Origin of the sequence: Methylophilus sp. OH31, assembly GCF_000576615.1 — a bacterium.
GTDB lineage: Bacteria > Pseudomonadota > Gammaproteobacteria > Burkholderiales > Methylophilaceae > Methylophilus.
On record NZ_BAUS01000001.1, the window covers coordinates 1 to 14,951 of the forward strand.

General features: G+C 49.6%; 8 protein-coding genes. 4 read left to right on the forward strand and 4 right to left on the reverse strand.

Features of this window, described 5'->3' with window-relative positions; translation table 11 throughout:
- Positions 1-1,022 (forward strand): calcium-binding protein (locus OH31_RS14275; protein WP_036298422.1); only part of this gene is annotated, 1,022 nt, incomplete at its 5' end.
- Positions 1,023-1,121: 99 nt separating this feature from the next.
- Positions 1,122-6,152, forward strand: coding sequence for a type I secretion C-terminal target domain-containing protein (locus OH31_RS15330; protein WP_024929104.1), 5,031 nt, complete (start codon positions 1,122-1,124; stop codon positions 6,150-6,152).
- A gap of 41 nt (positions 6,153-6,193) precedes the next feature.
- On the opposite strand, the gene mfd is transcribed toward OH31_RS15330, so the two are convergent.
- Complete coding sequence (mfd, locus tag OH31_RS00015; RefSeq protein ID WP_024929105.1) at positions 6,194-9,586, reverse strand: transcription-repair coupling factor; 3,393 nt, start codon at positions 9,584-9,586, stop codon at positions 6,194-6,196.
- Between the two features lie 151 nt (positions 9,587-9,737).
- Here mfd and rpiA point away from each other — a divergent pair, with 151 nt between their 5' ends.
- Positions 9,738-10,412 carry a ribose-5-phosphate isomerase RpiA gene (gene rpiA, locus OH31_RS00020; RefSeq protein ID WP_024929106.1) on the forward strand — a complete coding sequence of 225 codons (675 nt, stop codon included), beginning with the start codon at positions 9,738-9,740 and terminating at the stop codon, positions 10,410-10,412.
- Between the two features lie 16 nt (positions 10,413-10,428).
- On the forward strand, positions 10,429-11,898 hold the full coding sequence (gene mltF / locus OH31_RS00025; protein WP_036298427.1) for a membrane-bound lytic murein transglycosylase MltF: 1,470 nt from the start codon (positions 10,429-10,431) through the stop codon (positions 11,896-11,898).
- A gap of 15 nt (positions 11,899-11,913) precedes the next feature.
- On the opposite strand, the gene serS is transcribed toward mltF, so the two are convergent.
- From serS to OH31_RS00040, 3 genes are read right to left on the reverse strand one after another with little or no spacing between them, the layout of a single operon-like run.
- Positions 11,914-13,188, reverse strand: coding sequence for a serine--tRNA ligase (gene serS / locus OH31_RS00030; RefSeq protein WP_024929108.1), 1,275 nt, complete (start codon positions 13,186-13,188; stop codon positions 11,914-11,916).
- 38 nt (positions 13,189-13,226) lie between these two features.
- Positions 13,227-13,589, reverse strand: coding sequence for a GxxExxY protein (locus tag OH31_RS14555; RefSeq protein WP_051502151.1), 363 nt, complete (start codon positions 13,587-13,589; stop codon positions 13,227-13,229).
- A gap of 40 nt (positions 13,590-13,629) precedes the next feature.
- Positions 13,630-14,940: a replication-associated recombination protein A gene (locus OH31_RS00040; protein ID WP_024929110.1), complete on the reverse strand. Its 1,311-nt coding sequence runs from the start codon at positions 14,938-14,940 to the stop codon at positions 13,630-13,632.
- Between the last annotated feature and the right edge of the window lie 11 nt (positions 14,941-14,951).

Below are 14,951 nucleotides of genomic sequence, written 5' to 3' on the forward strand. Positions count from 1 at the left end.
GTAACAACGTTCTGGATGGCGGTGCAGGTGCTGACCGTATGGAGGGTGGCAAAGGCAACGATACCTATATCGTCGATGACGAAGATGATGAAGTCATTGAGAACCTCAATGAAGGCATCGACCTCGTTAAAGCAAGCGTTAGCTATACACTCTCTGATAACGTTGAGAACCTGACTCTGACTAATGGCTCTGCAAACGGTGGGACCGCAGCCATTAACGGGACTGGTAACGCACTCGCAAACACCATCACTGGCAATGCTGGCAATAACATCCTCGATGGTGGCGCTGGCGTAGACAAACTCATCGGCGGCGCTGGTGATGATACCTACATCGTCGACCTCGTTCGTACAGGCACTACCGCTGCTAACTTCAAGGTCGCTCTGCAAGATACCATCACTGAAGCCGCTAATGCAGGCAGTGATACCGTGCAACTGCGCTTACTCAGTGGCACTGACTTCAGCACCATGGCCAATGCAACTACCCTCACCCTCGGTGCGAACCTCGAAAATCTAAATGCCTCAGATACAGGCTTAACCAAGCTCAACCTCACTGGTAACGCACTCGCCAACACTCTCACTGGCAATGATGCTAACAATATCCTTGATGGTGGTGCTGGTAACGATACCCTCATCGGAGGCAAAGGCAGTGATACTCTGAAAGGGGGGCTAGGCGCTGATGTGTTCAAGTGGGGTGCTGATGACTTAGGCTCTGCTGGAAATATCTCCAATAGTACAGATACGATCACTGACTTCTCAATCACTCAAGGTGACCAACTGGACTTCAGAGACTTGCTCATAGACGATTCAAATATCGAAAATTATATTGATATCGTCTTTGAAAACGGCGCGACACAGATCCGTATTAGTTCAGACGGCAACTTTACTGGTGGTGTTTATGACGACACCAAAGAAGATGCACGTATCGTCTTATCCAATACGAACCTTTTCACTACTACGAACACAACTAATGACGCGCAGCTGATTGGCTATCTGACGCAAAACAATTACTTGCTGATCGACTAAAAACTCAATCAAACTGACTGAGTCACTTTGTGATACGAGAGAATGCGTAAAAATCAGCATTCTCTCGTGATTGAGTTATAAACAAATTATTGAGCTAATATGACCGCCCCCACCCCTGATACCACCAGCGAAATCTCAATATTTGACGCGAGCTCAAGCTCAAGTAACCCTTACATAAACGTATTGTTGCTGGGTAACAAATGGGGCGGATCTTTAGGCAGTGCTGCAACGGTTTATTATAGTTTTCCGACATCTAGAAGCGACGAATATTGGTCTCAAGACTTTATTAATGGCTATGGTATCTTTGACCCAACATCCGACGGCACCCCAGATTATGTGTCGCTTACACCACTTAGCGCCAGCCAACAAAATGGCATCACGCAGGCATTAAATGCTTGGGCCAGTGTCGCCAACCTGAACTTTATTAAGGTCGATGAAACGCCTAGTGCAGTGGGCGATATCCGTTTCGGATTTACCTTAGACGGTGCTATGTCACCCGAAACCTACGCATACTCTTACAACGTTGATCCAGACTGGCATTACCCTGATATTCTTCCTTATACAAGAAGCGGGGATATCTGGTTTAACAAAAACCAGCCTGATCAAACCGGGAATAACTTCTCAACAGGCGCGATGGGTTATTTTGTTGGCCTGCATGAAATCGGGCATTCATTGGGGCTAGATCATTCGTTTGCTGAAGAGGATGGCGATCTCGGCCTCCCTACCAACCTGGATTACATTCAATATACCGTCATGAGTTACTCGGACCAGCCTGGGATTAATTTTGATGGGCGGAATGAGTACTACCCAACGACGCCCATGCTGTATGACATACTGGCTCTGCAGTACTTGTACGGCGCAAACAATAGCTACAACGCTGATGATACCGTATATGAATTTTCATCATCACAGCGTTACTACCAAACCATTTGGGATGCAGGTGGTAATGACACCATCAAATATGCATCGTCAATTGGCGGCGTGATTAACCTTGAAGCAGGATCGTTTAGCCAGCTCGGCAAAACATTTAAAGTTGGCGTTAACAATAACTTTGTCCAAAAAGACAATATTGCGATTGCATTTAACGTTGTGATCGAAAACGCGATTGGTGGCAGTGGAGGTGACAAGATTACAGGCAACAGTGCCGACAATCGCCTCGAGGGCGCGGGCGGTGATGACACCATTGATGGCAGCCTTGGTGCTGATACCTTAGTTGGTGGTAAAGGTAACGATACTTATATTGTTGATAACATCAATGATGTCATTACTGAATTTTCTAACGAAGGCACCGATCTTGTTAAAACCAGCGTGACATATACCCTCTCAGATCATGTTGAGAACCTGATTTTAATCGGAACCGATGGCATTGACGGCACAGGCAACGATCTTGGTAACATCATGACTGGTAATGATGCTAACAACTCGCTCTATGGAAATGATGGGGTCGATACACTCAACGGCGCTGCTGGCAATGACATCCTCGACGGTGGCGCAGGCGTAGACAAGCTCATCGGCGGCGCGGGTGATGATACATACATTGTGGACCTCGTCCGTACGGGCACAACCACAGCAAATTACAAAGTCGCCCTGCAAGATACCATCACTGAAACCGCTGCCGCAGGCTCGGGGAACGATACCGTGATATTGCGTGGTGGCTCTACTGACCCGACCACCTTTACCACCCTCACCCTCGGTACTAACCTCGAGAACCTTAACGCATCATTAACAGGTTCTACCAAGCTCAACCTCACTGGTAACGCACTCGCCAACACCCTCACAGGCAATGATGCTAATAACATCCTTGATGGCGGGGTGGGTGCTGACACTCTCATCGGCGGACTCGGTAACGATACCTATGTATTAGACCTCAAAGTTTCAGCTGGTAACATCAACTTTGAAGACACTGTCACTGAACACAACGGTACTACCGAAGGAATCGATACCGTCAAACTACGTGGCACCGCTAATCTTGCCACAGCTATTGATATCTCACTTACCCGCTGGACAAACATCGAGACGCTTGATGCCTCTGCCACAGGAGTCACGAAGCTAACGCTCAAGGGGAACGACGAAGACAATACGCTCATAGGCAATAGTGCCGGGAATAAGCTGGAGGGCGGTTTAGGTAACGACATCCTTAACGGTGGCGCAGGCGCAGACACCATGATCGGTGGTAAGGGCTGGGATACTTATTACGTAGATAATATTAAGGATGTGATTGTCGAGTTGGAAAATACCGATCATGTTCTGGCAGATGAAGGCATAGATACGATTAACTCATCTATTAGTCTGTCACTCGCAAATTACGCAAACGTTGAATACCTCACTCTGCTTGGCACAGCCAATTTAAATGCAACAGGTAACGATGGCAGCAACTTGTTGATCGGTAACGCCGGCAACAACATTTTAGATGGTGGTGGCAACCGGGATGACATGCAAGGTGGCGCGGGCAACGATACCTACATTGTTGATGATATTAACGACCAAGCCATTGAAACGCTTGCAGGTGCCGCTGGCGGCATTGATATCGTCTTGTCATCGGTCAGTTTTGCACTGAACTACAACGTTGAGAATCTCACTTTAACGGGTACAGAAAACATTGATGGCTATGGTAACGAATTAAACAATACTATTAGGGGCAATGCAGGCAATAATCGGTTAGGCGGTGGCGGGGATGGCTCAGACACACTGATTGGCGGAGCTGGCAATGACATCTATGAAGTGACTTACTTATTTGCGAGTAGCGCCAAACCGGTGACGCAAGATACCGTTATAGAGAGCCTGAATGCTGGTATAGATAGCATTATTCTCTCTGCAGCAGGCAATAATGGCCTCCTGAACAAATACCTCATGCCCCTCAATGTAGAAAATTTAGATGCGACTAACACCTATGGTGCATTCTCTCACCTTATCGGCAACAACTCAGCCAACTACATCATTGGCAATGACTACTCCCATATTTTTGATGGTGGTGCAGGTGTAGACACCTTGGTAGGTGGAAATAGCAGTGACACATATATTGTAGACCTTATTACTAATATCAATGCCGGAGTCACTACAGCGGCCTTACAAGATATTATCATTGAAGATGCATCTGGTGCTGGCAGCGATACGATTCAATTAAGAGGCAACATTAAGCTCACAACGGCTACGACTCTTACTCTTAGCGCTGGCCTGGCCAACGTAGAAAACCTGGATGCAAGCCTGACTGCAACTAGTAAACTGAACCTCGCTGGCAACGATGCAAATAATGTCCTGACCGGGAATGCTGCAGCAAATACTTTAACAGGTGGCCTTGGTAACGATACACTTAACGGCGGCGCCGGGATCGATACCATGATCGGTGGCGATGGCGATGATACTTACATCGTCGATAATATCGCTGATATCGTGACCGAAGACTCTAATGAAGGCACTGACCTCGTCAAAGCCAGCGTCAGTTACACGCTGGGCGCAAACATTGAGAACCTGGAACTGACTGGCGCCGCTGCTATCAATGGCATCGGTAACGATGATGCAAACATCATCACAGGCAATGCAGTGAACAACATCCTTGATGGCAAAGGTGGCATTGACTCCTTACGTGGTGGCAAAGGCAACGATACCTATATTGTCGATGACGAAGATGATGAAGTCATTGAGAACCTCAATGAAGGCACTGACCTCGTTAAAGCAAGCGTTAGCTATACACTCTCTGATAACGTTGAGAACCTGACTCTGACTAATGGCTCTGCAAACGGTGGGACCGCAGCCATTAACGGGACTGGTAACGCACTCGCAAACACCATCACTGGCAATGCTGGCAATAACATCCTCGATGGTGGCGCTGGCGTAGACAAACTCATCGGTGGTGCTGGCAATGATACTTACATCGTTGACTTACAAGTAAAGGCGCGTTACTCGGGAAACGTTTTCCTAGGCAGTTATTTAACGTTGGAAGACACCATCATCGAAGCCAAGAATGCAGGAAATGATACATTGGTGCTACGGGGCAATGCTCCAGGTGGTTACTCTCTAACATTACTCGACAACATCGAGAATCTGGATGCGCAGTCGGTGATCCGGGTAGATGGTCCAAGCTCTGCCGGAATCAATCTATATGGTAATGCACTAGACAATTATATATGGGGGAACAACGACGGCAACTCAATAAGCGGTGGCGCTGGAAACGATACCCTCTATGGCGGCAGCGGCGAAGACTACCTTGATGGTGGCGAAGGTACCAACACTCTGGTGGGAGGACAAGGGAGCGACACCTACATTATTCGCAATAGTGCGGACGTGATTTATGAATCGTCGAATGATTCTGGGGTAGACCACATCTTCGCGTATGTCAGCATTAATATGGACCTATACCCCAATGTTGAATATGCACAAATAGCCTACGGTGCGCAGAATGTAGTTATCAGTAGCAGTTCAGGTAATATCTATGGCGGCAGTGACAAAAATGACCAACTAATTGGCGGTAATGGCAACGATACATTTTTATCATCTGCAGGGAATGACATCCTTACAGGTGGCAATGGCGACGATACTTACTATGTCAATAGTACCGGAGATATCATTCACGAGGACTCCAATCAGGGTACTGATCTCGTCAATGCCAGCATTAGTTATACATTGGGCAGCAACCTTGAAAACCTAACCCTCTCAGGCACAACTACCATCAATGGTATTGGCAACGACTTAAACAATCTCATCACGGGAAATACCGCAAATAACGTCCTTTCTGGCGGAGTCGGTAACGATACACTGATCGGCGGTGGAGGCAATGACACTCTCTCGGGTGGATTAGGTGCAGATGTGTTCAAGTGGACCTTTTCAGATTCGTGGTACCCAAACAGCACTGACACAATCACTGATTTTTCGATTATGCAGGGTGATGCTTTAGATTTAAGAGACTTTCTACTAAGTGAAACTCAAAGCAACCTTCAAGATTATCTTGAGATCCTGACACAAGACGGTAACACTGAAATTACCATTAGCTACAATGGCCAATTAAATAACGTATCGAATCAAAATGCACATATCGTTCTAATGAACACTGATTTATACGCGTTAACCGGGCAGAGCACACAAAGTAACTTAATTGGCTATCTGATTGACCATCAATCTTTACTCATCAGTTAATCAATATGATTCAAACCATTCTTTAATTGACGAATAACTTATTAACTAAACTGGCTCAATAACTCTTTCACCATTGTCATTTTGTGCGCCAGATTGCCAATGTGCACCGTCATCCGTAATTTATCAGGCCCATTCATACGACAACGTTTGTCGCGCTGTAACAGGCTGATCAACTTCATAGGATCCAGGTCGGCCTTCACATTAAACTGTAATTGAATAGCCGCATCTGATGCGTCGATTTTGACAATACCCAGCGGTTTAGCAGCGATACGCAAGCGGTGGCAAGCAACCAGCGCTTCGCCCGTTTCTGGCAGTAGGCCAAAGCGGTCAATCAGCTCTTCCTGCATGGCGTCGAGTGCGTCATCATCTTCACAATTGGCTAAGCGTTTATAAATCACCAGCCGCTCATGCACGTCAGGGCAGTAATTATTCGGCAACAGCGCGGGCGTATGCAGGTTGATTTCCGTCGTCACGCCTAATGGCGCATCAAGGTCAGGCTCTTTACCGGCCTTGAGCTGCTTGACGGCGTGATTGAGCATATCCGAATACAGATTAAAACCGATTTCTTGCATCTCACCGCTCTGGCTATCGCCCAGCAACTCCCCTGCACCGCGAATCTCAAGGTCATGCATCGCCAGGTGGAAGCCAGCACCCAGATCTTCCAGTAACTGGATCGCATCCAGGCGTTTTTGCGCTTGTGGCGTAATATTGCGGTCCGGGTCAGTCAGTAAATAGGTATACGCCTGATGGTGGCTGCGGCCCACACGACCACGTAGCTGGTGCAATTGCGCCAGGCCGAACATATCGGCTTTGTTGATAATCATGGTGTTGGCGGTGGGTACGTCAATCCCGGTTTCGACAATGGTGGTACACAGCAACAGGTTGGCGCGCTGCTGGTAAAAATCGCGCATGACATGTTCGAGCTCGCGCTCACGCAACTGGCCGTGACCGATCGCGATGCGGGCTTCGGGGACAATTTTCTCCAGTTTTTCCTTCATCACGTAGATAGTATCCACCTCGTTATGCAGGAAATAGACCTGACCACCACGCTTGAATTCACGCATCACCGCTTCGCGGATAATGCCATCGGAATATGGCGTGTGGAAAGTTTTAATCGCCAGACGTTTTTGTGGCGGTGTCGAAATGACAGAAAATTCCCGCAAGCCTTCCATCGCCATGCTCAGGGTGCGCGGAATCGGCGTCGCCGTCAGTGTGAGCACATCAACCTCGGCACGCAGCGCTTTCATCTGCTCTTTCTGGCGTACGCCAAAACGGTGTTCTTCGTCCAAAATGGCCAGGCCCAGGTTTTTGAACTGTACATCTTTCTGGATCAACCGGTGGGTACCGATGATGATATCAATGCTGCCATCAGCCAGGCCTTTGAGTGCCTCGGCCTGCTCTTTGGCAGTCCTAAAACGTGAGATCTCGGCAATCTTGATCGGCCATTCGGCAAAGCGGTCACAGAAGTTCTGGTAATGCTGCTCGGCCAACAGCGTGGTTGGCACTAACACCGCGACTTGGCGGCCACCCATAACAGCAACAAACGCGGCACGTAACGCCACTTCGGTCTTACCAAAGCCCACATCGCCACAAACCAGTCTATCCATGGGTCGGCCGGACTGCATGTCCTTGATGACGTTTTCAATCGCCTCCAGCTGGTCTGGCGTCTCTTCAAACGGGAAACCTTCACAGAAAGCTTCGTAATCATGCAGACTCAACGTAAAAGCATGGCCGCGGCGTGACGCACGCTGGGCGTAAAGATTCAGTAATTCTGCGGCCGTATCGCGGATTTGCTTGAGCGCTTTTTTCTTGGCTTTATCCCATTGACCGCTGCCCAGGCGATGCAATGGCGCGCTCTCTGGCGGGCCGCCGGAGTAGCGTGAAATCAGGAATAATTGCGACACTGGCACATACAATTTGTCATCGCCAAAGTACTCAATCAGCAATAACTCGGTTTCGCCTTCACCAAAATCGATATTGACCAGGCCTTTATAACGTCCTACCCCGTGCTGCTCATGCACCACCGGGTCGTCCAGCCGCAGCTCGGACAAGTCTTTAAGCATACCCTCGGCATTGCGTGCTTTTTCCTGGTTGCGGCGGCGCTGCTGACGTACCGTGCTGGCATATAACTCAGCTTCAGTGATGACAGCTAAATCGCCATCAACCATGCCTTGATGCAGTGGCGCCACACCTAGCATCACCGGGAAGTTAGACTGTGCAAAGCCGGCCCAGTCTTCAGCCAATGAGAAAGTCAGGCCGTGTTCTGCAAATAATTGGGCAATGGTTTCACGACGACCCAAGCTCTCAGCCGCGATCAACACACGTCCACCAAACTGGCTGATAAAGCCTTGCAACTTATGTAAGGGCTGCTCTGCACGACGGTCGACATCGACAGCAGGCAATATTTTTTTAATATCCAGTTGCTGGTTCACCAGGGCAAATGCATGCGTTTGCTTGAAAAACTCATCGGCTTTTTGCAGCAGGCTTTCCGGCCGCATAATCGGTTTTTCTGGATCATATGCCATCAGCTTGTAACGGCTATTGGCATCAGTCCAAAAGGTTTGTGCGGCTTTATCGAGGTCACCATGCAGGCACAACACGGTTTGTGCAGGCAGGTAATCGAACAAGGTAGCCGTTTGTTCAAAGAACAAAGGTAGGTACCACTCTACACCGCCACTAGGCGTGCCTTTGCTGACATCCTTATAGATTTTTGCACGTTGAGGGTCGCCCTCAAAATACTCCCGGAACTGGCTGCGGAAACGCGTAATCGCCGCTTCATCCATCGGGAACTCGCGCGCAGGCAGCATACGGATTTCTGGCACCGGATACACGCTGCGCTGGGTATCGATATCAAATGTACGTATGGTCTCGATTTCATCGTCGAACAGGTCTATACGGTACGGAAACGCACTACCCATGGGATACAAATCGACCAGGCCGCCGCGTACGCTAAATTCGCCTGGCCCCATCACCTGGCTGACATGATGGTAACCTGCCTGAGCACACTGATTGCGTAAGGCGTCGACGTCCAGCTTCTGCCCTTTTTTGAGCATAAAAGTATGCGCCGCCAAATAAGCGACCGGTGGCAACCTGAGCAGCGCCGTCGCCATCGGTACAATCACGATATTGCTTTGATTCTGACTCAGTTGATAGAGCGTCGCCAAGCGTTCGGAGGTCAAGTCCGGGTGGGGCGAAAACACATCGTAAGGCAGGGTTTCCCAATCTGGCAGCAAATGTACCTGAATGTCTTTGCCAAAAAATGGAATCTCGTCCATCAGGCGTTGCGCTTCAAACGCACTCGCGGTGAGCACCACCAGCGGTGTATTTGTTGCTTTTAAACCACAGGCCAGTTCGGCCAATGCCCGGCTATCCAGGCCCTGACTTTGAAAAGAAAAACGCTGTGGATGCCCGATAACGGGGAGTGAAACTGCCATAAAAAATTAGAATCTTATTGCTTGGGTTAGACGAGTATTTCTTGGCGAATCTGCCGAGTTTGCTATTATAACTGCAAGCGTCCACAGACAGTGACTGAATGACACGCAAGACGCCCGAGCGAACCAGAGATACCAGCACGGAGAACAATATATGAACGATAAACAAGCCGTCGCGCTGGAAGCCGCCAGCTACGTTAAAAATGACATGATCGTAGGCCTGGGCACAGGATCCACAGCCAATTACTTTATCGACGCACTGGCCGAACGCCAGCGCACCGAGCATTTACGCATCACCACCGTTGCCAGTTCCAATATCAGCATGATCAAGGCGCAATCCGCCGGACTCACCGTGTTGAGCTTATCGCAACTCAGCCAGATCGACCTGTATGTGGATGGTGCAGACGAAATCACACCAGACAATGCTTTACTCAAAGGCCGTGGCTATGACCTGGTGATGGAAAAGCTGCTGGCCAAGGCAGCCAAACAATTCATTGTGGTTGCAGATAAAAGCAAACTGGTTAGCCGTATTGGTGAAAACTTTGCGATCCCGATTGAAGTGATGCCTTTTGCCTGGCAGGCGGCCAAACGCAGCCTGGAAGCGATTGGCGGCGTCGGTGAGCTGCGCCAGAATGTGGCCAAAGACGGTTTATCTATCACCAGTTACGGCAGCCTGGTGCTCGATATGCGCTTTGATGCCAGCCTAGATGCTGATCGCTTGAATGTCTTGATTAACAATATCCCCGGCGTCATTGAACACGGCATTTTTGCCAAACTGGCAAGCACCATCCTGATTGCGGACCAAGGGCAGATTGAGACTCGCGTTTAAGCGCCACTCAGGTCTTATGCAGTTCTGTTCAGGCAAGTCAATATGGTCAGTGTGGTTGAAAACCATGCTGGTCGCGCTATGTGTCACCTTGCTCGCCTGTAGTGACAACAGTGGCCAAAAACATCTGGCTCAAACCAAACCCAAGCCAGATCCGTATACCATCCGCTTTGTCACCATCAACAGCCCCAGCACTTACTTTATCGACAGCCAGAATAATTATGCCGGCCTGGAATATGACCTCGCCAAACGCTTTGTCGAATTTCTAGGCCCGCCCTACAAACTCGAATTCATTGTGGTCGACAGTTTTGCCAAAGTGTTCCCGACGCTACTTAGGGGCGATGCTGACATTGCTGCGGCTGACATCAGCATCACACCTGCACGCAAGCGCCAGGTCTTGTTCGGCCCATCCTTTAACCAGGTGCAGGCCATGGTGGTGTATAACCGTGACAAGAATAGTGAGCCCAATAACGCCGATGCCTTATTTGAAAAGCGCATTGTGCTGCCTAAAAGCACCAGCTTCGTTGAGCGCATGCGTGAGTTGCAATCAAAAGCCCCCGCCCTGACCTGGAAAGAAACCGACAAACTCAGCTCGGAGCAACTGATCGAAGCCGTGGCACGTAACGAGATCGACTTTACGGTGGCAGACAATCACCTCATCGCCATCATGCAATATAACTACCCGCAACTGGATGCAGGCATGATGCTGGGCCAGGCCGATAAAATTGGCTGGGCGCTCAACAAGTTACATGGTGAAGATAGACTGAAACAAGTACAGGCCTTTTTCAAGAAAATCGAAAAAGATGGCACGTTGCGTAACCTGCTGGACCGTTACCATGGTCATACCAAACGCTTGAAACCTGTGGATGTCACCACGTTTTTAAGCAAATCACAAACGCTGTTGCCAAGGTATGTGCGCTTATTTAAAGGCGCGCAGGAGATCACTGACATAGACTGGCGCTTACTGGCAGCATTAAGCTATCAGGAATCGCACTGGGACAATTACAGCACCTCGCCAACCAATGTGCGCGGTTTGATGATGCTGACCGAACAAACCTCCAACATGATGAATGTCACTGACCGGCTGGACCCTAAGCAAAGTGTGATGGCCGGCGCCAAATTCCTGTTATGGATGAAAGACCGCATTCCGTCACGCATCCCCGAGCCTGATCGCACCTTTATGACGCTGGCCGCCTACAATAATGGTGTTGGCCACCTGGAAGACGCGCGGATTATCGCGCAAAAACTAGGATTGAACCCTGACAGCTGGGCAGACGTGAAACGTGGCTATCAACTACTGAATGACCCGGCTTACTACGTCAACGCCAGGCATGGTTACTGTAGCTGTGGCGCGCCTGTGATTTATACCGAGCTGGTGAGAAGCTATTACCAGATCATGCAGAAATACTTCCCGATTTATGACCCGGGCGTAGATCCTTACAAGATTGCAGACATAAAAATGCCCTGGTTATTAGCCAAGGCATCTTAAACACAGCGATTAAGCTTATACGCTGAGCAAGGTCTTGCCACCCATATAAGGCTGCAAAGCTTTAGGAATCGTCACACTGCCATCAGCATTCTGGTTATTTTCCAGCACCGCCACCAGCGTACGCCCCACCGCCAAACCAGACCCGTTCAGGGTATGCAACAACTCTGGTTTACCATTAGCATTGCGGAAACGTGCCTGTAACCGGCGCGCCTGGAACGCTTCGCAATTAGACACAGAAGAAATCTCACGGTAGGTATTCTGCGCTGGCAACCAGACTTCGAGATCGTAAGTTTTAGCCGCGCCAAAACCCATATCGCCAGTACATAATGAAACGACACGATAAGGCAATTCCAGTGCCTGCAAAATCGCTTCCGCATGGCCGACCATTTCTTCCAGCGCCTGATAGCTGGTATCAGGATGCACAATCTGCACCATTTCAACCTTATCAAACTGGTGCTGGCGAATCATGCCTTTCGTATCACGGCCATAAGAACCCGCCTCTGAGCGGAAGCAAGGCGTATGTGCGGTTAATTTAATCGGCAAGCTGTCTGCCGCCACAATCTCGTCGCGCACGGTATTGGTCAGCGTGACTTCTGAAGTGGGGATCAAGTACAGTTTGCTGTCATTATGCGGCGTTGCAAACAGGTCCTCTTCAAACTTGGGCAATTGGCCGGTGCCAACCAAGGTTTCGCGGTTAACCATATAAGGCGTATAGCACTCGGTATAGCCATGCTTGTCGGTTTGCGTATCCAGCATAAACTGGGCAATCGCACGATGCAATTTGGCAATCTGGCCTTTCATCAGCGTAAAACGCGCACCTGACAATTTGGCACCAGTATCAAAATCCAATCCCAATGGTGCGCCAACATCAGCATGGTCTTTGACTTCAAAGTCAAAGCTACGTGGCGTGCCCCAGCGACGTGCTTCTACATTTTGGCTTTCATCCTGGCCTACAGGCACACTCTCATGCGGCAAATTAGGCACATTCAGCATCAGCGCCTGCATGCTGGCTTGTATCTCGCTCAACTGTGCTTCTGCGGCTTTTAGTTCGTCGCCTAAACCAGCCACTTCGGCCAAAATCGCACTGGCATCCTCACCTTTGGACTTGGCAATGCCTATTTGCTTGGAAGCAGCATTACGTTTGGCTTGCAGATTCTCGGTATTGGTCTGAATGGTTTTACGTTGTGCTTCCAGTGCGGTGAACTCCGCTGCCGGAAAAGCAAACTTGCGTGCCGCCAGGCGGGCGACCACATTGTCCAAATCATTTCTCAGTTGTTGTATGTCTAACATAAGTTCTTTCTTTGTTTTAGCCACAGAGAACACAGAGTTCACAGAGAAACCCGTTTTACTCCATTGACCAATTTAGGCTCTGCAAAATTAATCAACAGGCCACGCTTGAGACCCGTTGATTTTAAATATGAAATCAATTGTGCTTGTGCAAACTCAGGCAGTTTCAATTGCGCTTTCAATTCGACAATTACTTCACCAAGCACCAATAAATCAAGGCGCTGCCCTTGTATCACTACACCTTTATACAATACATCCACTGCAACCTGACGTCGGTATGCAATGCCACGCAAACCAAATTCATGGCAAAGGGCAGCTTCGTAAACACACTCCAGCAAACCCACTCCAAGCTCACGATGTACCTCAATCGCGGCCCCGATAATCTGACCAGTCAAATCATCCATAGTGGTTTTCTCTGTGAGCTCTGTGCCCTCTGTGGCCAAACTACTTCTTGGCTTTTCTATCCAGTTCTTTCAGGTGCTGCAATTTTTCGCCTATTTTACCTTCCAAACCACGTGGTGTGGGTTGGTAAAATGGCTGGGCTTCCAAATCATCTGGAAAGTAATGCTCGCCCGCCGCATAGGCGCCAGGCTCATTGTGCGCGTAACGATACTCTTTGCCGTAATCCAGCGCTTTCATCAGTTTGGTCGGCGCATTTCTGAGGTGTAGCGGCACCGGCCTGGACTTGTCTTGCGCCACAAAGGCCTTAGCCTGATTATAGGCCATATAGCCCGCGTTGCTTTTGGCGGCCACGGCCAGGTAAATCACCGCTTGCGCCAGCGCCAGCTCACCTTCCGGGCTACCCAGGCGCTCAAATGTCAGCGCTGCGTCGTTGGCGATCTGCATGGCGCGTGGATCGGCTAGGCCGATATCTTCCCAGGCCATGCGGATAATGCGGCGCGCCAGGTACAAGGGCTCGGCTCCACCATCCAGCATACGCATCAACCAATAGAGCGCCGCATCAGGGTTAGAGCCACGCACGGATTTGTGCAAGGCAGAAATCTGGTCGTAAAAAGCTTCGCCACCTTTGTCAAACCGGCGCAATTTGCTGGCCATGGTCGACTGCAAAAAGGACTCGTCTATACTGTCAATCTTGGCCGAGACAGCACCATTGAACAAGCCTTCGGCGAAATTGAGCAAGCGCCTGGCATCGCCGTCAGCGTAAGCCAAGATCTGTTCGGTGACAGTGTCATCTAATGTGACGTCTGGCGCCACCTTCAGCCGCGCGCGCTCTAACAGCTCGGCCAGCTCTTCCTCAGTCAATGCATTCAGCACAAATACCTGAGCACGGCTTAACAGTGCGCTGTTCACCTCAAATGAAGGGTTTTCAGTGGTTGCCCCAATAAACGTAATCAGGCCACTTTCAACATACGGTAAAAAAGCATCTTGCTGGCCTTTATTAAACCGGTGCACCTCATCGACAAACAAAATGGTGTTACGCCCGGTTTGTTGCAAGGTATGCTCAGCACGCTCTACGGCTTCGCGGATATCTTTAATGCCCGACAACACAGCGGACAAAGGCACAAACTCAGCCTCTGCGGTTTGTGCAATCAGGCGTGCCAAGGTGGTTTTACCGACACCCGGTGGCCCCCATAAAATCATGGATGGCAATTTGCCAGACTCAAACGCGCGGCGTAAAGGTTTACCTTCACCGAGTAAATGCGTTTGCCCGACGACTTCGTCCAGGGTTTTGGGGCGTAGCTGCTCCGCAAGGGGCGCAGAAGCAGGCGTTTGTGGTTCAAACAGGGAAGACATGCTAGTTTTGA